The 23,805-nt window shown below is 61.0% G+C and carries 21 protein-coding genes; 15 read left to right on the forward strand and 6 right to left on the reverse strand.

Going from position 1 to position 23,805, the window contains the following annotated elements; genetic code table 11:
- Positions 1-93: 93 nt before the first annotated feature.
- Together MFF34_RS26000 and MFF34_RS26005 are read left to right on the forward strand one after the other, a co-directional pair.
- A complete protein-coding gene (locus MFF34_RS26000) occupies positions 94-879 on the forward strand; it encodes an outer membrane protein OmpK (RefSeq protein WP_085272528.1) in 786 nt (261 codons plus the stop codon).
- Between the two features lie 353 nt (positions 880-1,232).
- Positions 1,233-2,015 carry an outer membrane protein OmpK gene (locus MFF34_RS26005; RefSeq protein ID WP_027592962.1) on the forward strand — a complete coding sequence of 261 codons (783 nt, stop codon included), beginning with the start codon at positions 1,233-1,235 and terminating at the stop codon, positions 2,013-2,015.
- A gap of 65 nt (positions 2,016-2,080) precedes the next feature.
- Here the strand turns inward: MFF34_RS26005 and MFF34_RS26010 are convergent, their stop codons facing one another.
- Positions 2,081-2,395: a hypothetical protein gene (locus tag MFF34_RS26010; protein ID WP_238217366.1), complete on the reverse strand. Its 315-nt coding sequence runs from the start codon at positions 2,393-2,395 to the stop codon at positions 2,081-2,083.
- Between the two features lie 151 nt (positions 2,396-2,546).
- Here MFF34_RS26010 and MFF34_RS26015 point away from each other — a divergent pair, with 151 nt between their 5' ends.
- Entirely contained in the window at positions 2,547-4,490 is a 1,944-nt protein-coding gene (locus tag MFF34_RS26015; protein ID WP_238217368.1) for an LTA synthase family protein, read from the forward strand.
- Here the strand turns inward: MFF34_RS26015 and MFF34_RS26020 are convergent.
- Positions 4,480-5,388, reverse strand: a complete 909-nt coding sequence (locus tag MFF34_RS26020; RefSeq protein WP_238217370.1) for a DUF808 domain-containing protein — start codon at positions 5,386-5,388, stop codon at positions 4,480-4,482. The genes MFF34_RS26015 and MFF34_RS26020 overlap by 11 nt on opposite strands.
- A 130-nt stretch (positions 5,389-5,518) precedes the next feature.
- On the opposite strand from MFF34_RS26020, the gene MFF34_RS26025 reads away from it, so the two are divergent.
- On the forward strand, positions 5,519-6,130 hold the full coding sequence (locus MFF34_RS26025) for a TetR/AcrR family transcriptional regulator (protein ID WP_099428678.1): 612 nt from the start codon (positions 5,519-5,521) through the stop codon (positions 6,128-6,130).
- 135 nt (positions 6,131-6,265) lie between these two features.
- Here the strand turns inward: MFF34_RS26025 and MFF34_RS26030 are convergent, their stop codons facing one another.
- Complete coding sequence (locus tag MFF34_RS26030; RefSeq protein ID WP_027592967.1) at positions 6,266-6,706, reverse strand: heme-binding protein; 441 nt, start codon at positions 6,704-6,706, stop codon at positions 6,266-6,268.
- A gap of 257 nt (positions 6,707-6,963) precedes the next feature.
- On the opposite strand from MFF34_RS26030, the gene gcl reads away from it, so the two are divergent.
- From gcl to MFF34_RS26060, 6 genes are all read left to right on the forward strand, one after another.
- Positions 6,964-8,739 carry a glyoxylate carboligase gene (gcl, locus tag MFF34_RS26035; protein ID WP_238217372.1) on the forward strand — a complete coding sequence of 592 codons (1,776 nt, stop codon included), beginning with the start codon at positions 6,964-6,966 and terminating at the stop codon, positions 8,737-8,739.
- Positions 8,740-8,793: 54 nt separating this feature from the next.
- Positions 8,794-9,576, forward strand: a complete 783-nt coding sequence (gene hyi / locus MFF34_RS26040; RefSeq protein ID WP_238217374.1) for a hydroxypyruvate isomerase — start codon at positions 8,794-8,796, stop codon at positions 9,574-9,576.
- A gap of 166 nt (positions 9,577-9,742) precedes the next feature.
- The gene (locus MFF34_RS26045; RefSeq protein ID WP_099428674.1) at positions 9,743-10,636 is read left to right on the forward strand and encodes a 2-hydroxy-3-oxopropionate reductase; all 894 of its coding nucleotides are present in this window, start codon (positions 9,743-9,745) and stop codon (positions 10,634-10,636) included.
- Positions 10,637-10,773: 137 nt separating this feature from the next.
- Positions 10,774-12,048, forward strand: a complete 1,275-nt coding sequence (locus MFF34_RS26050; protein ID WP_099428673.1) for a glycerate kinase — start codon at positions 10,774-10,776, stop codon at positions 12,046-12,048.
- Positions 12,045-13,460, forward strand: a complete 1,416-nt coding sequence (pyk, locus tag MFF34_RS26055) for a pyruvate kinase (protein ID WP_238217376.1) — start codon at positions 12,045-12,047, stop codon at positions 13,458-13,460. The genes MFF34_RS26050 and pyk overlap by 4 nt, the downstream gene beginning before the upstream one ends.
- 188 nt (positions 13,461-13,648) lie before the next feature.
- Positions 13,649-14,524: an urea transporter gene (locus MFF34_RS26060; RefSeq protein ID WP_238217378.1), complete on the forward strand. Its 876-nt coding sequence runs from the start codon at positions 13,649-13,651 to the stop codon at positions 14,522-14,524.
- A gap of 3 nt (positions 14,525-14,527) precedes the next feature.
- On the opposite strand, the gene MFF34_RS26065 is transcribed toward MFF34_RS26060, so the two are convergent.
- Positions 14,528-15,289, reverse strand: a complete 762-nt coding sequence (locus MFF34_RS26065; RefSeq protein ID WP_238217380.1) for an RHS repeat-associated core domain-containing protein — start codon at positions 15,287-15,289, stop codon at positions 14,528-14,530.
- 160 nt (positions 15,290-15,449) lie between these two features.
- Here MFF34_RS26065 and MFF34_RS26070 point away from each other — a divergent pair, with 160 nt between their 5' ends.
- From MFF34_RS26070 to MFF34_RS26085, 4 genes are all read left to right on the forward strand, one after another.
- A complete protein-coding gene (locus tag MFF34_RS26070) occupies positions 15,450-16,271 on the forward strand; it encodes an ion transporter (protein WP_238217382.1) in 822 nt (273 codons plus the stop codon).
- Positions 16,272-16,487: 216 nt separating this feature from the next.
- Entirely contained in the window at positions 16,488-17,486 is a 999-nt protein-coding gene (locus MFF34_RS26075; protein WP_238217384.1) for a sulfate ABC transporter substrate-binding protein, read from the forward strand.
- A gap of 102 nt (positions 17,487-17,588) precedes the next feature.
- Entirely contained in the window at positions 17,589-18,791 is a 1,203-nt protein-coding gene (locus MFF34_RS26080) for an alginate lyase family protein (protein WP_238217386.1), read from the forward strand.
- A 93-nt stretch (positions 18,792-18,884) separates the two neighbouring features.
- Entirely contained in the window at positions 18,885-20,909 is a 2,025-nt protein-coding gene (locus tag MFF34_RS26085; protein ID WP_238217388.1) for a mechanosensitive ion channel family protein, read from the forward strand.
- A 58-nt stretch (positions 20,910-20,967) separates the two neighbouring features.
- On the opposite strand, the gene MFF34_RS26090 is transcribed toward MFF34_RS26085, so the two are convergent.
- The gene (locus MFF34_RS26090) at positions 20,968-21,894 is read right to left on the reverse strand and encodes a class I SAM-dependent methyltransferase (RefSeq protein WP_238217390.1); all 927 of its coding nucleotides are present in this window, start codon (positions 21,892-21,894) and stop codon (positions 20,968-20,970) included.
- A 147-nt stretch (positions 21,895-22,041) separates the two neighbouring features.
- Positions 22,042-22,905, reverse strand: coding sequence for a DMT family transporter (locus tag MFF34_RS26095; protein ID WP_238217405.1), 864 nt, complete (start codon positions 22,903-22,905; stop codon positions 22,042-22,044).
- 166 nt (positions 22,906-23,071) lie between these two features.
- On the opposite strand from MFF34_RS26095, the gene MFF34_RS26100 reads away from it, so the two are divergent.
- Positions 23,072-23,509, forward strand: coding sequence for an Lrp/AsnC family transcriptional regulator (locus tag MFF34_RS26100; RefSeq protein ID WP_027592981.1), 438 nt, complete (start codon positions 23,072-23,074; stop codon positions 23,507-23,509).
- Positions 23,510-23,805 lie beyond the last annotated feature (296 nt).

Here is a 23,805-nt window from a genome sequence, read left to right on the forward strand (position 1 = left end):
GCTACACCGTCGGCCCGCCGGAATGGGCCGCTCGGGGCGCCCCTGCGCGCTAAAAAAACCGCCAACAAAAACAATAAGTCCGGGAATCACGACATGAAGCGCATCACCACGTCCCTGTTATTGGGCAGCAGCCTGCTGGCCACCCTCCCCTCGCATGCAGGCGAATGGCTGCAATGGCACGGCGAAAGCCTGAGCTACCTGTACGGCAAGGACTTCAAGGTCAACCCTGATATTCAGCAGACCATCACGTTCGAGCACGCCAACAAATGGAAGTACGGCGACACCTTCATGTTCGTCGATAAGATTTTCTACAACGGCAAGGCCGACCGCAGCAAAGGCGTGACCACCTACTACGGTGAGTTCAGCCCACGCCTGTCGCTTGGCAAGATGACCGGCCATAAATTCGAATTCGGCCCGATCAAAGACGTGCTCATCGCCATGACCTACGAGCGTGGCGAAGGCGACAACGAGGCTTACCTGATCGGCCCCGGCTTCGACCTGGCCGTCCCCGGCTTCAACTACTTCACCTTGAACTTCTACGTGCGCAACACCGAGGGCAGCCGCCCCGGCGACAACGTCTGGCAGATCACCCCGGCCTGGTCGTACACCATTCCCGTGGGCAGGTCCGACATCCTCATCGACGGCTACATGGACTGGGTCGTGGACAACGACCAGACCCGCCGTGGCACCTACCACGCCAACCTGCAGTTCAACCCGCAGGTCAAATACGACCTGGGCAAGGCCCTGAACCTGGGTGCCAAGCAGTTGTACGTGGGCTTTGAATACAGCTACTGGAAGGACAAATACGGCATCGACAGCCGCGGCAATGTGGACAGCAACCAGAGCGTTGCAAGCGCCCTGATCAAAGTCCATTTCTAATAACCTGACCAAACGCACAAGTTTGATTCACACCGCTCCAGGACGGAGCACTTGAGGACCGGCGCGCAAGCCAGTAATCTGCGCGCCCCCTCGATCAGGGCAGAACGGATTCTGCCTGCGTTTACTGACCGCTCAGTCAATGAATACGGGCGGTTGGCCAACGTGTTGCCAGCCTGAAAGACCCTTTTCATCCGTTCAGAACGAAGTCGAGCAGGAAGGTTGTGCCAGCCCGGAAAAGTTGGCTCAGCTCTTGCCAAACAGCTGTGGCCTATCGAAAAAAGCTGACTCAAAAGACAAAAACAGCGCCAACACCGAGCGCTGACAACAGATCAATCAAGGGAGCGACACTCGCAATGCGTACCATCAACAGCCTGATCCTCGCCGGCGGCCTGCTGGCCTGCGGCACCACCTTCGGCGGCGACCTGCTGCAGTGGCAGAACAACAGCCTCACCTACCTGTGGGGCAAGAACTTCAAGGTCAACCCCGAGATCCAGCAAACCGTGACCTTCGAGCACGCCGATGGCTGGAAGTACGGCGACAACTTCATTTTCGTCGACAAGATCTTCTACCAAGGCAAGAAAGACGCGGGTAACGGCCCCAACACCTACTACGGTGAAATCAGCCCACGCCTGTCGTTTGGCAAGATCTTCGACCAGAAGCTGGCGTTTGGCCCGGTCAAGGACGTGCTGCTGGCGATGACCTACGAGTTCGGCGAGGGTGATACCGAGTCCTACCTGATCGGCCCGGGCTTCGACCTGGACATCCCAGGCTTCGACTACTTCCAGCTGAACTTCTACCAGCGCACCACCGACGGCAGCCGCGCGGGTGACAACGTCTGGCAGATTACCCCGGTCTGGTCCTACACCATTCCTGTGGGCTCGTCCGACATCCTCATCGACGGCTTCATGGACTGGGTCGTGGACAACGACGAGAACCGTCGCGGCACCTACCAAGCCAACCTGCACTTCAACCCACAGGTCAAATATGACCTGGGCAAAGCATTACATCTGGGTGAGAAGCAGCTGTATGTAGGTTTTGAATACGATTACTGGAAGAACAAATACGGCATCAAGGACTCCGATGCCTTTACCACTGACCAAAACACAGCGAGCTTCTTGGTAAAAGTACACTTCTAAGCCGCTGAAACGTGACAGCGTTGCTAACCGGTGACGCTGTCACGCATTAAGTTGTAAGAAAGTTCTTACAAGCTTTTAGGAGAAAACCTACCTAACAAATAACTTGCCTTGTAGGTCAAAACAACCCCAGCCGGCAGAATAATACCCACTATCACCAATGCCATCTCCACCTGATGGTGCTCAAGCATCTGCAGGATATCCACCACCAGCATCACCACACTGATGGTCAGCGCCACGCCGAACATCGCGCAGCCCTTGTAGAGCGCCTGCACGTCTATCCCGCTCAGCAGGAAGCCAAAGCCCAGGCTCACCCAGGCAATCGCCGTGATCAGATACAACGCCAAGTGATAGGCGTCGTAGGTCAATACATTGCCGAACATGTGCACACCTCCCCATCAAGTCTGTAAGCGACAGTGCCTAACTATAATTCTGACTTTCTCTGTGCGCACCGCAAAATTTTGACATTTTTTTTGCAAACGCTGATCTAACCTGCCGCCCTCTGCACAACTAAAAAGACAACAGGGCTATTTGATGCGCACTACCCTCGCCGCCCCTTGGCGCTACTTGGTACTACTTTGCTCACTCTGGTTCGGCATTTTCTTACTGACGCGGTTGGTATTGCTGGTAACCCACCTGGATGAAGTCAGTGGTAATTACTTCTCATTGTTTTTTGACGGGGCAATCTACGACCTGAGTTTTCTTGTCTATGCTGCCCTGCCGATCGGCGTATGCCTGGCGCTTTGCCCGACCTCGCTGTGGCGTACGCGCGCCCATCGTGGGCTGCTGACCGGGCTGCTGGTGGTCAGCCTGTTCGTGATGCTGTTCGTCGCAGTGTCGGAATGGCTGTTCTGGGACGAATTCGGTGTGCGCTTCAACTTCATCGCCGTCGACTACCTGGTCTACTCCAAGGAAGTACTGGACAACATCCGCGAATCCTACCCCTTGCCCACGCTGCTCAGCGCTATCGCGTTGGTCGCAGTGGTGCTGGCGGTGCTGCTGCGCAAACCGCTGGCCCAGGCCCTGGCCGCCCCCACCGCGAGCGTGCGTCAACGCGTACTGGGCATTGCCCTGCTGGCGGCGCTGGCTGGCCTGAATGGCGTGGTAATCGATCAGCAGTTTCCGCGCGGCCAAGGCGGCAACGCCTACCAGCGCGAGCTGGCCAGCAACGGCCCGTATCAGTTCTTCGCCGCCTTCCGTAACAATGAACTGGACTACACACAGTTCTATGCCAGCCTCGACGCAGCTGACGTCGGCGCGCACATGCATCAGGAACTGGCCGAACCCGACGTCCGTTTCCAGGGCCAGGAGCCACAGGACATTCGCCGCCACATCAGCGCCCATGGCCCACAGCGCACCCCGAACATCATCCTGGTGACCATCGAAAGCTTCAGCGCCAAATACATGGGCAGCAACGGCGACGCGCGCAACCTCACGCCCAACCTCGACGCCTTGCGCCGCGAGAGCCTGTACTTCAACAATTTCTACGCCACCGGCACCCGCACCGACCGCGGCCTGGAAGCCATCACCCTGTCGATTCCGCCAACCCCGGGGCGCTCGATCGTCAAGCGCATCGGCCGCGAAAGCGGCTATGCCAGCCTCGGCCAGCAGTTGACGGCCAGGGGCTACGATGCCGTGTTCGTCTACGGTGGGCGCGGCTATTTCGACAACATGAATGCGTTCTTCAGTGGCAATGGCTATCGCATCGTCGACCAGAGCAGCATCGATGAAAGCGAAATCAGCTTCAAGAACGCCTGGGGCATGGCCGATGAAGACCTGTATCGGCAAACCCTGAAGCTGGCCGACGCTGACCATGCCAAGCAGCAGCCGTTCTTCCTGCAACTGATGACCACGTCCAACCATCGCCCCTACACCTACCCGGAAGGCCGCATCGACATTCCATCCGGTGATGGCCGTGAAGGTGCGGTGAAGTACACCGACCATGCCATCGCGCAGTTCCTGCAGGCGGCCAAGCACAAGCCGTGGTTCGACAACACGCTGTTCATCTTCGTCGCCGACCACACCGCTGGCAGCGCTGGCGTGGAAGACCTGCCGGTGAGCAATTACCAGATCCCGTTGTGGATCTATGCACCCAAGCTCATCGCGCCCCGAGAGGACGCCAAGCTGGCCAGCCAGATCGACCTGGCGCCGACCGTGCTCGGCCTGCTCAACGTTGACTACACCTCGACCTTTTTCGGCCGCGACCTGCTCAAGGAAGATGCACTGCCACCTCGCGTACTGATCGGCAACTACCAGCACCTGGGCCTGTTCGACGGCAAAAACCTGGCCATCCTCAGCCCACGCGGTGGCATGCGCGTGCATGAAGACGCCTTGGGCAACAGCCATGAAACCACCGTGGGCAACGACAACCCGTTGGTACGCCGGGCCATTGCCTACTACCAGAGCGCCGCCTACGGCTTCAGCAAGGGCCTGCTGGCCTGGAAGCCGGAGGAGAGCGGTGTGGTCGTCAGCCCCTGACGGCGCGCCACACCTTCGTTACACCGCTGACCACCGCCAGCACCACGGCCCCGGCCACGACACCGGCCACGCCGTTGAGCAAGGCCACGGTCAGCCCACCACCGCGCCCCACGCTGAAGGCCTCGATGGCATGATGCAGGGGCGCGATGCCATGCACCAAAATCCCGCCGCCGACCAAGAACATCGCCGCCGTCCCGATTACCGACAGGCTCTTCATCATGTACGGCGCGGCGCGCAGGATGCCGTTACCGACCGCCTGGGATAATTTGGATGCTTTCTGGGTCATCCACAGGCCCAGGTCATCGAGTTTGACGATGCCGCCCACCAGCCCGTAAACGCCAACCGTCATGACGACGGCGATGCCCGACAGCACGATGATCTGCTGGGGCAGCGGCGAATCCGCCACGATCCCCAAGGTGATGGCAATGATCTCGGCCGACAGGATGAAGTCGGTGCGCACCGCACCCTTGATCTTGGCCTTCTCGTAGGCGACCAGGTCGACACTGGCGTCGGCCACGGCCTCCTTGCGGGCCTCATGCTGCGCGCTGTCCTCTTCCTTGCTGTGCAAGAACTTGTGCGCCAGCTTCTCGAACCCCTCGTAGCACAGGTATGCGCCACCGATCATCAGCAACGGCGTCACCGCCCACGGGATGAAGGCGCTGATCAGCAACGCCGCCGGCACCAGGATCGCCTTGTTGACGAACGAGCCCTTGGCCACCGCCCAGACCACCGGGATCTCGCGCTCGGCGCGCACGCCGGTCACCTGCTGGGCATTGAGCGCCAAATCGTCCCCCAGCACGCCGGCCGTCTTTTTCGCCGCGACCTTGGTCATCAACGACACGTCGTCGAGTACCGTGGCGATATCGTCGATCAGTACCAGTAGACTGCTTCCTGCCATGTGCCTGTTTCCCGTGAAATGAATGTGCCGGAGTCTAGCCGAAAGTCGCTGCCTTGAGCGCCCTTCAGCCGCGGTGCTAACATGCCCGATCCCTCTTAGAGGTGGCCAGACACGAGGAAGATCCCTGACAATGAGCACCATTCGCGAGCGCAACAAGGAACTGATCCTGCGCGCGGCCAGCGAGGAATTCGCCGACAAGGGCTTCGCCGCCACCAAGACCAGCGATATCGCGGCCAAGGCCGGCCTGCCCAAGCCGAACGTGTATTACTACTTCAAATCCAAGGACAACCTCTACCGCGAGGTCTTGGAGAGCATCATCGCGCCGATCATGCAGGCCTCGACGCCGTTCAATGCTGACGGTGACCCTAAAGAAGTGCTGAGTGCCTACATTCGCTCGAAAATCCGCATTTCCCGCGATTTGCCGCATGCCTCCAAGGTGTTTGCCAGTGAGATCATGCACGGTGCGCCGCATTTGTCGCCCAACCAGGTCGAGCAGCTCAACGAGCAGGCACGGCACAATATCGAGTGCATCCAGGGTTGGATCGAGCGCGGGCAGATCGCCAATGTGGATGCGCATCACCTGATGTTCAGCATCTGGGCGGCGACCCAGACCTATGCCGATTTCGATTGGCAGATTTCGGCGGTGACGGGCAAGGCCAAGCTGGCCGAGAGTGATTATGACGCGGCGGCCGAGACCATCATTCGGCTGGTGCTCAAAGGCTGTGAGCCTGAGGCGGCCTGATAGGGCCAGTGGGGCTGCTCTGCAGCCCTATCGCCGGCAAGCCGGCTCCCACCCGAACTGTGTAGCCTCAAAGGCTATCGCCGCACGTGTGGGAGCCGGCTTGCCGGCGATGAGGCCAGTACAACCAATAGAGTTTTAGGCAGCCACCCCCGCATCCGCCTTCAACCCAACCGCCTCGATCGCACTGATTGCGCATTGCTCGTCGATATCCGACGTATCCCCGCTGATCCCCACCGCACCCAGCACCTTGCCGTCCTGATCACGAATCAGCACACCCCCCGGTGCCGGCACCACCGGCCGCTCCCCCAGCCCATTCAACGCGGCAAAAAACGCCGGCCGTTGCTGCGCATCCAGCGCCAACAAGCGTGAGCCCTTGCCCAGGGCAATAGCCCCCCAGGCCTTACCGGTGGCCACTTCCGGCCGAATCAGGCTAGCGCCATCCTCACGCTGCAGCGCCAGCAAGTGCCCGCCCGCATCCAACACCGCCACAGTCAACGGCGCAGCGTTGATCTGGCGGCCTGCCGCCAGCGCAGCATTGACCAGGCTTACCGCGACTTTCAGGTTCAGAACGTTCATGAAAAGGTCCTCTTCTTGTTGTGAGAAGCCCTAAGGGCAGTTGAAAACCAATAGCGCAAATAGAACACAACAGAAGATATTTTTGTATACAATATTTTAAAACGATCGTACTCGATCCGACAGAACGCCGTTTTCACGGGCGGTCCGACGAAAGCCATTCTCCCCGATGAAAATCCATTGACCTAAGCAGGCAGGCGTGAATACACTCTGCCGCACAGCAAGTTGTATACAATTACAAAATCGATGAGGCACAACCCATGAGCAAAATGAGAGCAATCGATGCAGCCGTTCTGGTCATGCGCCGTGAAGGTGTAGATACCGCGTTCGGCATCCCAGGGGCTGCCATCAACCCGCTGTACTCGGCCCTGAAAAAAGTCGGTGGCATCGATCACGTCCTCGCTCGCCACGTTGAAGGTGCCTCGCACATGGCCGAGGGCTACACCCGTGCCAACCCAGGCAACATCGGCGTGTGCATCGGCACTTCCGGCCCTGCCGGCACCGACATGGTCACCGGCCTGTACAGTGCGTCGGCCGACTCCATCCCAATTCTCTGCATCACTGGCCAGGCCCCGCGTGCACGCCTGCACAAAGAAGACTTCCAGGCCGTCGACATCACCAGCATCGTCAAGCCGGTGACCAAGTGGGCGACCACCGTGCTGGAGCCAGGCCAAGTGCCTTACGCGTTCCAGAAGGCCTTCTATGAAATGCGCACCGGCCGCCCAGGCCCTGTGCTGATCGACCTGCCGTTCGACGTGCAGATGGCTGAAATCGAATTCGACATCGACGCCTACGAGCCGCTGGCCGTCAACAAGCCATCCGCCACCCGTGTTCAGGCCGAAAAAGCCCTGGCAATGCTCAATGACGCCGAGCGCCCACTGCTGGTGGCAGGCGGCGGCATCATCAACGCCGACGCCAGCGACAAGCTGGTCGAGTTCGCTGAGCTGACCGGTGTACCGGTCATCCCGACCCTGATGGGCTGGGGCACCATCCCGGACGACCACGCCCTGATGGTCGGCATGGTCGGCCTGCAGACGTCGCACCGCTACGGCAACGCCACCCTGCTCAAATCCGACCTGGTGTTCGGCATCGGTAACCGTTGGGCCAACCGCCACACCGGCTCCGTCGACGTCTACACCGAAGGCCGCAAGTTCGTGCACGTGGACATCGAACCGACCCAGATCGGCCGCGTATTCACCCCAGACCTGGGTATCGTGTCGGACGCTGGCAAGGCGCTGGATGTGTTCCTCGACGTGGCCCGCGAGTGGAAAGCCGCTGGCAAGCTCAAGTGCCGCAAGGCCTGGCTGGAAGACTGCCAGGAGCGCAAGGCCACCCTGCAGCGCAAGACCCACTTCGACAACGTGCCGGTCAAGCCGCAGCGCGTGTACGAAGAGATGAACCAGGTGTTCGGCAAGGACACCACCTACGTCAGCACCATCGGCCTGTCGCAGATCGCCGGCGCGCAGTTCCTGCACGTGTACAAGCCACGTCACTGGATCAACTGCGGCCAGGCTGGCCCGCTGGGCTGGACCATCCCTGCCGCACTGGGTGTGGTCAAGGCCGACCCATCGCGCAAAGTGGTCGCCCTGTCGGGTGACTATGACTTCCAGTTCATGATCGAAGAGCTGGCAGTCGGCGCGCAGTTCAACCTGCCGTACGTCCACGTGCTGGTGAACAACGCCTACCTCGGCCTGATCCGCCAGGCGCAGCGTGGCTTCGACATGGATTACTGTGTACAACTGGCGTTCGAGAACATCAACTCCAGCGACGCCGCCAGCTACGGTGTCGATCACGTCGCCGTGGTCGAAGGCCTGGGCTGCAAGGCCATCCGCGTATTCGAGCCAGGCGAAATCGCCCCTGCCCTGCTCAAGGCGCAGAAGATGGCCGAAGAGTTCCGCGTGCCGGTGGTGGTTGAAGTGATTCTCGAGCGAGTGACCAACATTTCCATGGGCACCGAGATCAACGCGGTCAACGAGTTCGAAGACCTGGCCTTGGTCGGTAACGACGCGCCAACCGCCATCTCGATGCTGGACTGATCGCCTGACGCCCCCAGGCATGCCCTGGGGGCCTTCATCGCAAGGAGACAACTCATGCCTCGCTTCGCTGCCAACCTGTCCATGCTGTTCACCGAACAGGACTTCCTGGCCCGCTTCAAGGCCGCCGCCGATGCTGGTTTCAGCGGCGTCGAATACCTCTTCCCGTACGATTTCAGCGCCGCCGAAATCAAGCAGCAGCTCGATGCGCACGGCCTGACCCAGGTGCTGTTCAACCTGCCGGCCGGCGACTGGGCCAAAGGCGAGCGTGGCATCACCTGCCACCCCGACCGCGTTGAAGAGTTCCGCGCCGGTGTCGACAAGGCCATCGAATACGCCAAGGTCCTGGGCAACACCCAGGTCAACGCCCTGGCCGGCATCCGCCCGCAAGGCCTGCAATGCGCCGAGGTGCGCAAGACCTTCGTCGACAACCTGAAGTTTGCCGCCGACAAACTGAAAGCCGCCGGGATCCGCCTGGTCATGGAAATGATCAACACCCGCGACATCCCAGGCTTCTACCTGAATACCACGAAGCAAGCCCTGGAAATCCAGGCCGAAGTCGGCAGCGACAACCTGTTCCTGCAGTACGACATCTACCACATGCAGATCATGGAAGGTGACCTGGCTCGCACGATGGAAGCCAACCTGAACCTGATCAACCACATCCAGCTGGCCGACAACCCAGGCCGCAACGAGCCAGGCACCGGCGAGATCAACTACCGCTTCCTGTTCGAGCACCTGGACCGCATCGGCTACCAGGGTTGGGTGGGCGCAGAGTACAAGCCGCTGACCACCACTGAAGCGGGCCTGGGCTGGCTGAAGACCCACAACGCAATTTAAGGGCGCATACGCACTGTGTAGGAGCAGCCTTGTGCTGCGAAGAGGCCATCGCTGCGCTAGAAGATCTGCCTGTCATACCGGCCTCATCGCAGCACAAGGCTGCTCCTACAAGGGCCTGCGTTGCCTGCTCCATCGAGATTCAACAAATACAACGAGGTAATCTCTCATGGCTAAAATCGGCTTTATCGGCACCGGCATCATGGGCAAGCCCATGGCTCAGAACCTGCAAAAAGCAGGTCACAGCCTGTTCGTTTCCACCCACCACGACGCCGCCCCGGCCGACCTGATCGCCGCTGGCGCGGTGGCCCTGGCCAACCCGAAAGAAGTGGCCCAGGAAGCTGAATTCATCATCGTCATGGTCCCCGACACCCCGCAGGTGGAAGCCGTCCTGTTCGGTGAGAACGGCGTGGCCGAAGGTGTCGGCCCGAACAAGGTCGTGATCGACATGAGCTCGATCTCGCCGACCGCTACCAAAGCCTTCGCCGAGAAGATCAAGGCCACCGGTGCCGCCTACCTGGACGCCCCAGTGTCCGGCGGTGAAGTCGGCGCCAAGGCCGCGACCCTGAGCATCATGGTCGGTGGCTGCCCGAAAGCCTTCGAGCGCGCCCTGCCGCTGTTCGAAGCCATGGGCAAGAACATCACCCGCGTGGGTGGCAACGGCGACGGCCAGACCGCCAAGGTGGCCAACCAGATCATCGTTGCGCTGAACATCCAGGCGGTTGCCGAAGCCCTGCTGTTCGCCGCCAAGAACGGCGCCGACCCAGCCAAGGTGCGTGAAGCACTGATGGGCGGCTTCGCTTCGTCGAAAATCCTCGAAGTGCACGCCGAGCGCATGATCAAAGGCACCTTCGACCCAGGCTTCCGCATCAACCTGCACCAGAAGGACCTGAACCTGGCCCTGCAAGGCGCCAAGGAGCTGGGCATCAACCTGCCCAACACCTCCAACGCCCAGCAAGTGTTCAACACCTGCCAGGCCCTGGGTGGCGGCAACTGGGACCACTCGGCGCTGATCAAAGGCCTGGAGCACATGGCCAACTTCTCGATCCGCGACGACAAGTAAGCATCCATTGGCCCCTTCGCGGGCTTGCCCGCGAAGAAGCCAACACCGAGCAACACCCGCCCCTGGTTCGGCCTGCACGGAGGCAGTTCCAGGGGCGTTTTCGATTCTGCAGAACAACAATAATTTGGGAGCCTGCCATGTCGGTCGATCCGCAAAAAATTCTTCGCGAGCTGTTCGACACAGCCATCGCCGCCGCCCACCCGCGCCAAGTCCTCGAACCCTACCTGCCCGCCGACCGTAGCGGCCGGGTCATCGTCATCGGCGCCGGCAAGGCCGCAGCCGCCATGGCTGAAGTGGTCGAGAAAAGCTGGCAGGGCGAAGTGTCCGGCCTCGTCGTCACCCGTTACGGCCACGGCGCCAACTGCCAGAAAATCGAGGTGGTCGAGGCCGCTCACCCGGTCCCCGATGCCGCCGGCCTGGCCGTGGCCAAGCGCGTGCTGGAGCTGGTCAGCAACCTGAACGAAGACGACCGTGTCATCTTCCTGCTCTCTGGCGGTGGTTCGGCACTGCTGGCACTGCCCGCCGAGGGCCTGACCCTGGCCGACAAGCAACACATCAACAAGGCGCTGCTCAAGTCCGGCGCCACCATCGGCGAGATGAACTGCGTGCGCAAGCACCTCTCGGCGATCAAGGGCGGCCGCCTGGCCAAGGCCTGCTGGCCGGCCACGGTCTACACCTATGCCATTTCCGATGTACCGGGCGACCTGGCCACGGTCATCGCCTCCGGCCCCACCGTCGCCGACCCAAGCACCAGCGCCGACGCCTTGGCCATCCTCAAGCGGTACAACATCGAAGCGCCCAAGGCCGTCATCGACTGGCTCAACAACCCAGCCTCGGAAACCGTCAAGGCCGATGACCCGGCGCTGGCCCGCAGCCATTTCCAACTGATCGCCAAGCCCCAGCAGTCGTTGGAAGCCGCCGCCGTCAAAGCGCGCCAGGCTGGCTTCAGCCCGCTGATTCTGGGCGACCTCGAAGGCGAGTCGCGTGAAGTGGCGAAGGTGCATGCTGGCATTGCCCGGCAGATCGTTCTGCACGGCCAGCCGCTCAAGGCACCCTGCGTGATCCTGTCGGGTGGCGAAACCACCGTCACCGTACGCGGCAACGGCCGCGGCGGGCGCAACGCCGAGTTCCTGCTCAGCCTCACCGAAAACCTCAAGGGCCTGCCGGGCGTGTACGCGCTGGCCGGTGACACCGACGGCATCGATGGCTCCGAAGAAAACGCCGGCGCCTTCATGACCCCTTGCAGTTATGCCCGCGCCGAAGCCTTGGGCCTGTCGGCCAGTGACGAGCTGGACAACAACAACGGCTACGGCTACTTCGCCGCGCTCGATGCGTTGATCGTCACCGAGCCGACACGCACCAACGTCAACGACTTCCGCGCCATTCTGATCCTCGAGACTCCGCAATCATGACGCCTGATAAAAAAGTCAAAATCCTCGCCACCCTCGGCCCTGCGATCAACGGCATCGACGACATCCGCCAACTGGTCGAAGCCGGGGTGAACATCTTCCGCCTCAACTTCAGCCACGGCGAGCACGCCGACCATGCCCTGCGCTATCAGTGGATCCGCGAAGTCGAGCAGCAATTGAACTACCCGCTGGGCATCCTCATGGACCTGCAAGGGCCAAAGCTGCGCGTGGGCCGTTTTGCTGAAGGCAAGGTGCAACTGCAACGTGGCCAGGCACTGCGCCTGGACTTGGACAAGGCACCGGGCGATAGCCGCCGGGTCAACCTGCCGCACCCAGAGATCATCGCTGCGCTGGAACCCGGCATGGACCTGCTGCTCGATGACGGCAAGTTGCGCCTGCGCGTGACCGCCAAGCACAGTGACGCCATCGACACCGAAGTGCTGAACGGTGGCGAACTGTCCGACCGCAAGGGCGTCAACGTGCCGCAAGCGGTGCTCGACCTCTCCCCGCTCACCGAAAAAGACCGCCGCGACCTGGCCTTCGGCCTGGAGCTGGGTGTTGACTGGGTGGCCCTGTCGTTCGTGCAGCGCCCTGAAGACATCGTCGAGGCGCGCCAGCTGATTGGCGACCGTGCCTACCTGATGGCCAAGATCGAGAAGCCCTCGGCGGTCGAACAGCTGCAGGCTATCGCCGAACTGGCAGACGCGATCATGGTGGCCCGCGGTGACCTGGGCGTGGAAGTACCCGCCGAAAGCGTGCCGCAGATCCAGAAGCGCATCATCGGCACCTGCCGCCAGCTGGGTAAACCGGTGGTGGTGGCCACGCAAATGCTCGAATCCATGCGCTTCTCGCCTGCGCCCACCCGCGCCGAAGTCACCGACGTGGCCAACGCCGTGGCCGAGGGTGCCGATGCGGTGATGCTGTCGGCCGAGACCGCGTCAGGCGACTACCCGCTGGAAGCCGTGCAGATGATGAGCAAGATCATCCGCCAAGTGGAAAACGGCCCCGACTACCAGGCCCAGCTCGACGTTGGCCGGCCGAAAGCCGAAGCCACCGTGTCGGACGCCATCAGCTGCGCGATCCGCCGTATCAGCGGCATTCTGCCGGTGGCGGTGCTGGTCAACTACAGCGAGTCGGGCGCTTCGACGCTACGTGCCGCCCGCGAGCGGCCACGGGCGCCGATCCTCAACCTGACGCCGAACCTGAACACGGCGCGCCGCCTGAGCGTGGCCTGGGGTGTGCATTCGGTGGTCAACGACCGCCTGCGTCAGGTTGACGAAATCTGCTCGACCGCGTTGGAAATTGCCCAGGCGCAAGGCATGGCCAGCCGTGGGGATACGCTGTTGATCACCGCCGGTGTGCCTTTCGGCAAGCCGGGTTCGACTAATACGCTGCGGATCGAGACCTTGGTCTGAAATCCGGGGGGGCGCTCTGCGCCCCTTTCGCCGGCAAGCCGGCTCCCACAGGCCGTACGCGGTCCCTGTAGGAGCTGGCTTGCCTGCGATGGAGGGCAAAGCCCTCCCCTTGCTCAGCGTCAAAAACCCTGCGGAAAACCGAGGCCCAAAGAGGCCCACCGCTTTTCAATCAACCTTACCGACTGCCCATGTACACCAAAAATTTCGTCAACCCGTGCCCCGACTGGGCCACGGCGCTGCTCAACGGTTTCAGCCAGGTGCTGCTGCTGCGCAACCCCCTGTGCGGCCTGTGCTGCCTGCTGGCCATCCTGCTGACCGCCCCCAACCTGGTCGGCGGCGCCCTGCTCGGCGCCCTTGCAGGCCTGCTCACCGCCCAGCGCCGCGGCTACGACCGCGCCGACCGCCAGGCCGGGTTGTACTGTTACAACGGCGTGCTGATCGGCATCCTGATCAGTGCGGTACTGCCGTGGTCAGCGATCATGCCGCCGCTGATCCTCGCAGCCGGTGGGCTATCGAGCATCATCACCCACCAATGGCGCAAGCGCGGTGGCAAGTTGCTGATCGCCTATACGGCACCGTTCGTATTGCTGGGCTGGGGCACCCTGTTGCTGGCCGCCCCCTCGACCGTACCCTATGTCGAAGCCGACCCGCTGTATGCGCTGCTGCGTGGTGTGGGCCAGGTGTTCTTGCTCGACAAGCCAATGGCTGGCCTGCTGATCGTAATCGGGATGTACCTGGCCAACCCCTACGCAGCAACCTGGGCAGTGATTGGCTCTGCCATCGGCGCAGGTGTGGCGCTGCTGGCCGATCAAGCGCAGGCTGCATGGATGGGCCTGTACGGTTTCAACGCTGCATTGGCGGCACTGGCGTTCAGCAGGCAAGGAGAGCGTCCGTGGGTGACAGTGTTGGCGATCGTGATGGCAATCGCTGTCCAAAGCATTGCCTCCAGTCTGAACCTGCCGCTGCTGACAGCCCCTTTCGTCATCGCCTGCTGGATCCTTGGCGCAGTCCTGGCTCAGTTGAGGCGACATCGAGCGCAGCAAGGCCTAACACGACGCAGCTGAGGATCACTCAGTTCTGGTGCGTGCCACTGCAGCGACCGGATCATTCGCGTAGTCGTTATCGCGGCCAAGCCGGACGCGATCGCCACTTCTCCCGGTTTGAGCGCTCGCTCCTCCTGGGAGCATGGTATCGGCGAAGGTGTGCGTGTCGAACTTGATTAATTCAAAACCAGTTTTCAAGAGTCCCACTTCTGCTTCTTGGGGAACGGTCGACTTTGGAATATACAAGTCTCCAGACCGATAAAAAGATTCGGAATTGACGTAGGCCTCCATGGCCGAACGATCGTTGCCTCGCCTCCCCATGATCTTCTTCCCTGCCCCCATGAACTCGAATGTTTCAAATTCAACGTCCTTCAGTCGATATACCTGCAGCTTCTGCTTGAAAGCGTTGAGTCGACCCAGCGGTTTAAGATAGTCCCGCAACTCCGGCTTCGGCAGATCGAGCTTAACCAACAGTTTGCTAAGGCCCGTCGGAGCACGGCCTGAAGAATCGTGGAAATTAATGGGATCGCCAAAACAGTACGCGTAGCAATTGATACCGCCCGCACCAAATGGGCTCAGGCTGTCGGAGCTCAGGAACCGCATGATGGCCGAGCTATACAACCTATGCCCGTTGCCCAACAGATACCCACCAGTCACTCGGTCGCGACACTGCCCATTGAAGCCAAGTAGCACCGCCGCCTCATCGCCCGCTCTATACCCGTAAGGTGTGTAGGCCATTCCGTGCATCAGCGCACGGCTAGGCGTGATCAATCTACGACTGCGCATGGGTGTGCTTCCAGGGTCAGGTAACAGCATCAAGTTTCACGCTAACGCCTACCGCGCCTCAACTAGCAGAAATATCAGGTTGCCTTTTCCGTGTGCGGCAGTTGTACAACTATCCGCGAGGCTTCTAGGCTGTAGCCTTGACCCAAGGAATCACCTCCCCATGCACACCCCGCAAAGCTGGCGCGAACGGCTCTACGTCATCGTCTTCCAGACCGACACCGTGGCCGGGCGCCGCTTCGACAAGACCCTTCTGCTGATCATTCTCGCCAGCCTGGTCACGGTGATCCTCGACAGCATCGACGAAATACACCAAGGCTACGCCGGCCTGCTCGCTGCCATCGAATGGGGCTTCACCGCGATCTTCCTGGCCGAATACCTCACGCGCCTGTACTGCTCGCCCAAGCCCCTGCGCTACGCCTTCAGCTTCTACGGCCTGGTCGACCTGCTGGCGATCGTCCCCGGGGTCATCGCCCTCTATTACAGCGACGCGCAGTACCTGCTGATCATCCGGGTCATCCGCATGCTGCGGATCTTCCGCGTGCTCAAGCTTGGCCAGTACCTCAAGCAGGCCAACTACCTGATGGCCGCGCTGCGGGGCAGCAAGCAGAAGATCATCGTGTTCCTGGTCACTGTCTCAACCCTGGTGACGGTGTTCGGCACCTTGATGTACGTGATCGAAGGGCCGGAGCACGGCTTTACCAGCATTCCCAAAGGCATCTATTGGGCCATTGTCACCCTGACCACGGTGGGCTTTGGCGATATCGTGCCGAAGACGCCGCTGGGGCAGGTGCTGTCGTCACTGGTGATGATCACCGGTTATTCGATCATCGCCGTGCCTACCGGCATCTTTACCGCAGAATTGGCCAATGCCATGCGTGGGGAGCAGTTGCAGCATGACTGCCCAACCTGCCACAAGAGCAGCCACGAACACGATGCGTCATTCTGTTCGCGCTGCGGCAATGGGCTATTTCCCAAACAGTGATGCTGCCTGTGCCGGCCCTTTCGCGGGTAAACCCGCTCCCACAGGGAACGCGCACTGCTCAGGCCTGTGGCGATCCTGTGGGAGCGGGTTTACCCGCGAAAGGGCCGGCACAGGCAGAAGCATAACCAAAGTGTTTTTTGTTCTTTAACCCCTGCAAAGCCAGCCGCTATAGTCGCTGGCAATCTGCCCCAATAACCTCAAGAACAAGGAAGCAACGTGAAAAAACTCTTCACCGCCTCGCTGCTCGCCGCAGGCCTGGCCCTCGGCAACCTCGCCCAAGCCGCCCCGACCCTGCTCAACGTCTCCTACGACGTGATGCGCGACTTCTACAAGGACTACAACCCAGCCTTCCAGAAACACTGGGAAGCCGAGCACAACGAGAAGGTCAATGTGCAGATGTCCTTCGGCGGCTCGAGCAAGCAAGCGCGCGCGGTGATCGACGGTCTGCCGGCCGATGTCATCACTATGAACATGGCCACCGACATCAACGCCCTGGTCGACAATGGCAAGCTGGTGCCGGACACCTGGGTCACCCGCCTGCCGAACAACAGCGCGCCGTTCACCTCGGCCACCGTGTTCATCGTGCGCAAAGGCAACCCCAAGGCACTCAAAGACTGGCCCGACCTGCTCAAGGATGGCGTGCAAGTGATCGTGCCCAACCCGAAAACCTCGGGTAACGGCCGTTACACCTACCTCTCGGCGTGGGGTTATGTGCTCAAGCAAGGCGGTGACGAGACCAAGGCCCGCGATTTCGTCGGCAAGCTGTTCAAACAGGCGCCAGTGCTGGATACCGGTGGCCGCGCCGCGACCACCACCTTCATGACCAACCAGATCGGCGACGTGCTGGTGACCTTCGAGAACGAAGCCGAAATGATCGCCCGCGAATTCGGCCGCGACCAGTTCGAAGTGGTCTACCCAAGTGTGTCCGCCGAAGCCGAGCCACCGGTAAGCGTGGTCGACAAGGTGGTGGCGAAAAAAGGTACCCAGCCCGTGGCCGAGGAATACCTGAAGTACCTGTGGTCGCCAGCGGCACAAGAAATCGCCGCGAACAACTACCTGCGCCCACGTGATCCGGCGGTGTTGGCCAAGTACACCGACCGTTTCCCGAAAGTGGACTTCCTGTCGGTGGAAAAAACCTTTGGTGACTGGCGTACCGTGCAGAAGACCCACTTCAACGACGGTGGTGTGTTCGACCAGATTTACAGCGGGCAGTAACTTACAAACACAGTCCTCACCGTACGGCTACTGATAGTTCTAGGAGTAGCCGTACTTCAGAAACTTGACAGCATGGGCCTCATTACTCAATGAGGCACTCACATGCGTAAATTCCTTTTAATCTCCGCGCTCGCCCTTGCAGGCCTCAGTACGGCCATTTCTGCAGACTCCCACCGCCTTTCGCCGACTGTCGGTCTCCCACTGAACCACCCTGGCATCCTGGTTGACACCGCACTTTTGAATTTCGTCAAAGCCCGATTGGACACGCAGCCTTGGAAGGATGCCTTTGCGCAAGCCAAGGACAGTAAATGGGCCGCTGAGGACTACGAGGCCACCCCCTTCGCCACGGTTGAATGCGGCTCGGGCTCCACTAATCCGCGCGTTGGCTGCTTTGAAGAAATGGATGACGCAGCCGCGACGTACACACAGGCGTTGCTGTGGTCGTATACCGGTAACCCTCAATATGCCGCGAACGTCAGAAGCATTCTGCTGGCGTGGGCAACGACGCTGACGGGCGGACATCAGGCGAGTAATGGTCCATTGCAAGCTGCCTGGACCGCCGCACTTTTTACCCGGGGCCTTGAAATCGTCGATGAAGGCTACACAGGCTGGTTGCCGGATGATCGGGCGAAGGTAAAGAAAATGCTCACAGAGCAGCACCTCCCCATTATCAAGCAGATGTTCATCTCTGGCTCGCTGTGCCATAACAAGAACTGGCATGCCACCGCGATTGAGGCAATGACCAATATCGGTATTGTCACGGATGACCGCGCGTTATTCGACGAAGCCATCGAGCGCTGGCATCAACTCGTACCTGCTTATATTTATGACGAGCAAAACGAAAGCAGGCCGCCCAATGCGCCGTGGTGCAAACTCAATGACGATCGGATCGAGGCACACTGGCACTTTCCCACTCACTACGTGAAGGGCCTTAGCCAAGAAACCTGCCGTGACCTCGCCCACACGTCAATGGGCTTGGCAGCCATCATCAATGTCGCAGAAACCGCTAGGCTGCAAGGCATCGATTTGTATAGCGAACAGGAGCCACGCATCGTCGCAGCCCTGGAACTGCATAGTGCGCAGATGAATGGCAACATCCCGCAGCCGCTCTGCAACGCGCCTATCCGCGAGAACATCAGCGGCACCTTCGAAATTGCCTACAACCATTACGCACTGCGCAAAGGGGTCAACCTGCCCGAGACGCAAACATTTCTGGCAAAAAAACGCCCACAAGTGGGCGCGTTCCACCTGCGCTGGGAAACGCTCACCCATGGGCTGACGGGCTCACTGCAAGGCAATCGCTGACCCCAGCACACGCACATCGAACTTTCGCGACGCTGAACGGCTCAGTTTCTGGAGTAACCCTGCCCCGCTCATCCCGGCCCAAGGAGTACTCCAGTGCTGCGCTACCTGACCACCCTGCTGCTCGGCTGCCTGCTGAGCACCCACCTGCTGGCGGCCGACCCCGCCCCCACCGACGCACAACCTAACGAACCGGAGCCGGTGCTTCAGGGCGGCCTGCTCGGTGCCTTGGCCGACGGCCTGGACAGTGCCGCCCAGGAGCTTGACCTGGATGCCCACTTGGTCGACGCCTGGCGCCTACGCACCGACCGTGCAGCCAAGGAAGTGGAACGCCTGGTCGATCGCCATTCGGCCAGTGACTCGCTCACCTTGGCAGGTAACTTCATCCTGCTGACATTCACTTGGGCCGCGGCCTTCGCAGTGCTCACCACCCTTGGCCGCTGGGGCGCCACGCGCAGCGCCCGCACGGCATGGCTGCGCGACCGCCCGCGCGCCAGCAGCCTGCTCGGCTACCTGCTGCCCTATACGCTTCCCGCCCTGGCCAGCTTGCCGCTGACCTTGTATGTCAGCCGCTTCCTTGACCCATCGATCGCCCGCGCCCTGGGCCTGAGCCTCGCGTACGCCACCAGCAGCGGCCTATTCTCTACCTCGATCATCCTGTGCCTGGTCACCTTGTTCGATGCCGGCCACAAACGCTCGGCCGTGGCAGTGATCAAACGCCTGGCACCGCGCCCGCTGTTCCTGATCGGCTTCCTGGCCGCCTGGAGCGATGCGCTGACCAGCCCGCAGATCGCCCGCCAGTTAGGCGGCAACATCACCGCCAGCATCGCGGTACTCACCGGCCTCACCGCCACGGTTATCTTTGCCAGCCTGGTGATTCGCCTGCGCCGCCCGGTTGCCCACCTGATCCGCAACCGCGCCTTCAAAGACCGCCTGCAACACCGGGCGGTGCAGGAAACCCTGCGCATCTTCTCGGTGGTGTGGTATTTGCCGATCCTGCTGATGATCCTGGTCTCGGCCATTCACCTGATCGGCGCTGGCGAAGAAAGCCAGAAGGCGCTGCAAAAAGCCTTGCTGACCACGGTGCTGCTGGTGTCCACGGTGTTTCTCAGTACTTTGCTGCAACACCTGTTGGCGCCCCGCGAAGCCGATGCTGGGCAACGGGTACGGCCTTACAAGGAACTGCTGCGCAGCCTGGCCCACGCGCTGCTGCGCATTGCCATGGCGGTGGCCTTCATCGAACTGCTGGGGCGTATCTGGGGCGTCTCGGTGATCGGCTTCGCCCTGAGCAACCGCCTGGGCCAGGCCATCAGCAATTCGCTGTCGAGCATCGGCCTGATCCTGCTGGTCACCTGGCTGCTCTGGGTGGTGCTCGACACCGCCATCCAGGAAGCACTCAAACCAGCGCCCGGGCGCCGTACCGCGCGCCAGCCGAGCACGCGGGTGCGGACCATCCTGCCCATGCTGCGCAATGCCATCAAAGTGGTGCTGATCGTCATCTGCACCATCACCACCATGGCCAACCTTGGCATCAACGTCGCGCCGCTGCTGGCCGGTGCCGGGGTGATCGGCCTGGCCATCGGCTTTGGCTCGCAGCAACTGGTGCAAGACGTGATCACCGGGCTGTTCATCCTGATCGAAGACACCATCTCGATCGGCGACTGGGTGGTACTCGACTCCGGCCACGCCGGTACTGTCGAAAGCCTGACCATCCGAACCCTGCGCCTGCGCGACGGCAAGGGGTTCGTGCACTCGGTGCCGTTTGGCCAGATCAAGGCGGTTACCAACCAGTCGCGGCAGTTCGCCTATGCGTTTTTCTCGGTGCAATTCACCTACGACAGCGATGTGGACCAGTCGCTGGCGCTGATCCATGAGGTGGGGCAGTCGATCAGCGACGACCCGCTGCTGCGCATCAACCTGCAGGGGCCGTTGCAGGTATTCGGGGTGGACCGCATGGACTTGAACGGGTTTGTACTGACGGCGCAGTTCCGCACCATTTCCGGTGGGCAGTATGCGGTGAGCCGCGCGTTCAACGAGCGGCTGAAGAAGCGGGTGGACCAGACGGAGCAGGTGAGCTTTGCCCAGGTGTATCCGCTGCCTATGCGTGGAGTTTCAGCGTGATGCAGGCTTCACCGGCCCCTTCGCGGGCAAGCCCGCGAAGGGGCCGGCAAAGCAAGCCTCAACCCTGCCGGAATACCAAGGCTTTAAGGCCCCCAGCCGGATCCGCATCAGGAAACTCCGGCGGGTTCTCCAGCCGCTCGACAAAAGCCAACGCCGGCGCCTGCTCGGCCATGCCTTCGATCAAAAACTCTGGCCCGATCGCCGGGTCGTTCACACAGGCCAGCACGGTCCCGCCCTCACTTAGCAGCTCCGGCAACCGCCGCAGAATCTTCGCGTAATCCTGGGTCAGCACAAAGCTGCCCTTCTGGAAGGTGGGCGGGTCGATGATGATCAGGTCATAGGGCCCGTACTTACGCACCTTGCCCCAGGACTTGAACAGCTCATGCCCCAGGTAGGCCACCCGTGACGCATCGTGGCCATTGAGCCGGTGGTTGTCTCGCCCACGGGACAACGCCGACTTGGCCATGTCCAGGTTCACTACCTGCTCCGCCCCACCCGCAATGGCCGCTACCGAGAAACCGCAGGTATAGGCAAACAGGTTGAGCACCCGCTTGCCTGCTGCCTGTTCGCGTACCCAGCGTCGGCCATAGCGCATGTCCAGGAACAGGCCATTGTTCTGACGTACGCCCAGGTCCAGCAGGTAAGTCAGGCCGTCCTCGACGACCTCCCGCTGCTGGCACGGCTCGCCCCACAGCCATTGGCCGGGGCTGTCCGGCAGGTAGCGGTGCTGGATGAGGATGGCCTGGCCATGCCATTGCGGGCGCTGGGCGAGGTTACGCAGCATGGCCTCCAGCTCCGCCAGTTGGCCTTCAGGCGGCTCACGGAACAGCGCTACCGACAGCACGCCTTGCAGCCAGTCCACCGTCACCTGCTCAAGGCCCGGCCAGCAGCGGCCACGGCCGTGGAACAGGCGACGGGTTTCCTGTGGGGCGGGGTCGAGGGCGGCGAGCAGGTGTTGCTCAAGGGTCTGGATCGGCGAGGTCATGGCGGGTCGCAAGCTGGAAAAAGCGGCATTCTACCCTTGCGGGCCTCTTCGCGGGTAAACCCGCTCCCACCCGTACTGCACCGCTTCGAAGGACAGCACGATACCTGTGGGAGCGGGTTTACCCGCGAAGAGGCCCGCAAGGTCACCTCAATGTTTGGCTGCAACCCGCGCGGACCTAAACCACCACCCCTGCTGCATCCCCGCCGCTGCCAGCAGAATCAGTGCCACGCCCAGCCATTGCAACGGTGCCAGCCGGTGCCCAAAGGCCACCCAGTCGACAAGAATTGCCGCAATCGGGTAAACGAACGACAGCGCGCCAGTCAGTGCGGTAGGCAAGCGCTGGATAGCGCTGTACAGCAACACATACATCACCCCGGTATGAACGATGCCGAGGGTCACCAGGCTGGCCAGCGCCGACGTCTCACCCGGCAACCCACTCAGCTTGACCCACGGCGCCAGCAGCAGCACGCCGGTGGCAACCTGGATCAATGCAATCAGGTGCGGTGGCGTACCTTTAAGGCGCTTGATGATCAACGCAGCGATTGCATACAAAAACGCCGCGCCCAGCGCCAGGCCAATACCCAGCAGGTAATCCTCGCCACTGCCCTGCCCCACGCCGTGGGCGCTGACGATAGCCAGCATGCCCAGGAAGGCAACGCTCAACCAGGTGACCTTGGGCAAGGTGATCTTCTCGCCCAGAAACACAGCCGCCAGGCCCACCAGCATGAACGGTTGGACGTTGTAAACGGCGGTGCCGATGGCGATCGAAGCGCGTGAATAAGAGGCGAACAGCAACAGCCAATTACCGACAATGGCCACACCGCTGGCAATCGCCAGTAGAAACGCCGTGCGGCCGATCACACCCGGTTTGAGAAAGCCCAAGGCCGCGCAGATCACCAGCAACGTGCCGGTACCGAACACGCACCGCCAGAACACCACGTCGAGTACTGGCTGGCCCGACACCAGCACGAACCAGCCGATGGTCCCGGAAATCAGCATGGCAGCGACCATTTCCAGCGAGCCACGGCGCAATCAACTGTCCATCCCACACCTCCGTTGATAATGGCAACAGTATGCAAAGGGTGACGGGGGACCTTCCAGCGGATATCAAAGGCGCATCCGCAATCTTGCCTTTACTATCAAGGCAAATCACACGAATAGCCTGATGAGGTTACGCATGACCGATGCTATCGACCAACTGCTGATCAACGCGTTGATGGAAGACTCGCGGCGCTCACTCAAGGCCCTGGCGCAGATCAGTGGCTTGTCTGCCCCCAGCGTCAGCGAGCGCTTGCGCCGCCTGGAAGAACGCGGTGTCTTGCGCGGTTACACCGTGGATGTCGACCCACGCAGTTTTGGTTACCAGTTGCAGGCGATCGTGCGTATCCGCCCGCTGCCGGGGCAGTTGCAGGAAGTGGAGCGGCAGATCATTGCGATCCCTGAGTTCACCGAATGCGACAAGGTGACCGGCGAGGACTGCTTCATTGCGCGTTTGCATGTGCGCTCGATGGAACAGCTCGACACCCTGCTCGACCGGATCAATGTGCTGGCCGAAACCAACACCGCGATCATCAAGAAGAGCCCGGTGAAGCGACGCCTGCCGCCGATGGGCTGAACCTGCCTTGAGGTGGTCGGCACAGGCAAAAGCTGACTATTTTTTGTACACAGGAATGTCACCATAGGTGCCATTTTTGTGTGCACTTTTCTCAACCACGCCCCAATACGTTACACCCTCCACGCCACTAATTTTGACCAAGTGATCAACTAACAAAACGATCAAAAAATAAAAGCTGTTTAGTTGGTCAAATTTTATTTCCTTAATTTCATTTAGTTAGCGTTAAACAAGACGAATTCAAAACAATGGCAACTTGAACGTCGCTTTTCGGCTGGCATGGAACTCGCTTTTGTGTG

Origin of the sequence: Pseudomonas sp. PAGU 2196, assembly GCF_022179005.1 — a bacterium.
Taxonomy (GTDB): Bacteria; Pseudomonadota; Gammaproteobacteria; order Pseudomonadales; family Pseudomonadaceae; genus Aquipseudomonas; species Aquipseudomonas kermanshahensis.

What these genes read in the sequence shown, in the direction of transcription:
- MFF34_RS26030 (WP_027592967.1), bottom strand. Translation starts at nt 6,706, where the DNA reads ATGAACGTTCTGAACCTGAAAGTCGCGGTAAGCCTGGTCAATGCTGCG.
- MFF34_RS26060 (WP_238217378.1), top strand. Translation starts at nt 13,649, where the DNA reads ATGTACACCAAAAATTTCGTCAACCCGTGCCCCGACTGGGCCACGGCG.
- MFF34_RS26095 (WP_238217405.1), bottom strand. Translation starts at nt 22,905, where the DNA reads ATGGTCGCTGCCATGCTGATTTCCGGGACCATCGGCTGGTTCGTGCTG.
- MFF34_RS26000 (WP_085272528.1), top strand. Translation starts at nt 94, where the DNA reads ATGAAGCGCATCACCACGTCCCTGTTATTGGGCAGCAGCCTGCTGGCC.
- MFF34_RS26020 (WP_238217370.1), bottom strand. Translation starts at nt 5,388, where the DNA reads ATGGCAGGAAGCAGTCTACTGGTACTGATCGACGATATCGCCACGGTA.
- MFF34_RS26005 (WP_027592962.1), top strand. Translation starts at nt 1,233, where the DNA reads ATGCGTACCATCAACAGCCTGATCCTCGCCGGCGGCCTGCTGGCCTGC.
- MFF34_RS26015 (WP_238217368.1), top strand. Translation starts at nt 2,547, where the DNA reads ATGCGCACTACCCTCGCCGCCCCTTGGCGCTACTTGGTACTACTTTGC.
- MFF34_RS26100 (WP_027592981.1), top strand. Translation starts at nt 23,072, where the DNA reads ATGACCGATGCTATCGACCAACTGCTGATCAACGCGTTGATGGAAGAC.
- MFF34_RS26010 (WP_238217366.1), bottom strand. Translation starts at nt 2,395, where the DNA reads ATGTTCGGCAATGTATTGACCTACGACGCCTATCACTTGGCGTTGTAT.
- MFF34_RS26025 (WP_099428678.1), top strand. Translation starts at nt 5,519, where the DNA reads ATGAGCACCATTCGCGAGCGCAACAAGGAACTGATCCTGCGCGCGGCC.
- MFF34_RS26090 (WP_238217390.1), bottom strand. Translation starts at nt 21,894, where the DNA reads ATGACCTCGCCGATCCAGACCCTTGAGCAACACCTGCTCGCCGCCCTC.
- MFF34_RS26045 (WP_099428674.1), top strand. Translation starts at nt 9,743, where the DNA reads ATGGCTAAAATCGGCTTTATCGGCACCGGCATCATGGGCAAGCCCATG.
- gcl (WP_238217372.1), top strand. Translation starts at nt 6,964, where the DNA reads ATGAGCAAAATGAGAGCAATCGATGCAGCCGTTCTGGTCATGCGCCGT.
- MFF34_RS26065 (WP_238217380.1), bottom strand. Translation starts at nt 15,289, where the DNA reads ATGCGCAGTCGTAGATTGATCACGCCTAGCCGTGCGCTGATGCACGGA.
- MFF34_RS26050 (WP_099428673.1), top strand. Translation starts at nt 10,774, where the DNA reads ATGTCGGTCGATCCGCAAAAAATTCTTCGCGAGCTGTTCGACACAGCC.
- hyi (WP_238217374.1), top strand. Translation starts at nt 8,794, where the DNA reads ATGCCTCGCTTCGCTGCCAACCTGTCCATGCTGTTCACCGAACAGGAC.
- MFF34_RS26070 (WP_238217382.1), top strand. Translation starts at nt 15,450, where the DNA reads ATGCACACCCCGCAAAGCTGGCGCGAACGGCTCTACGTCATCGTCTTC.
- MFF34_RS26080 (WP_238217386.1), top strand. Translation starts at nt 17,589, where the DNA reads ATGCGTAAATTCCTTTTAATCTCCGCGCTCGCCCTTGCAGGCCTCAGT.
- pyk (WP_238217376.1), top strand. Translation starts at nt 12,045, where the DNA reads ATGACGCCTGATAAAAAAGTCAAAATCCTCGCCACCCTCGGCCCTGCG.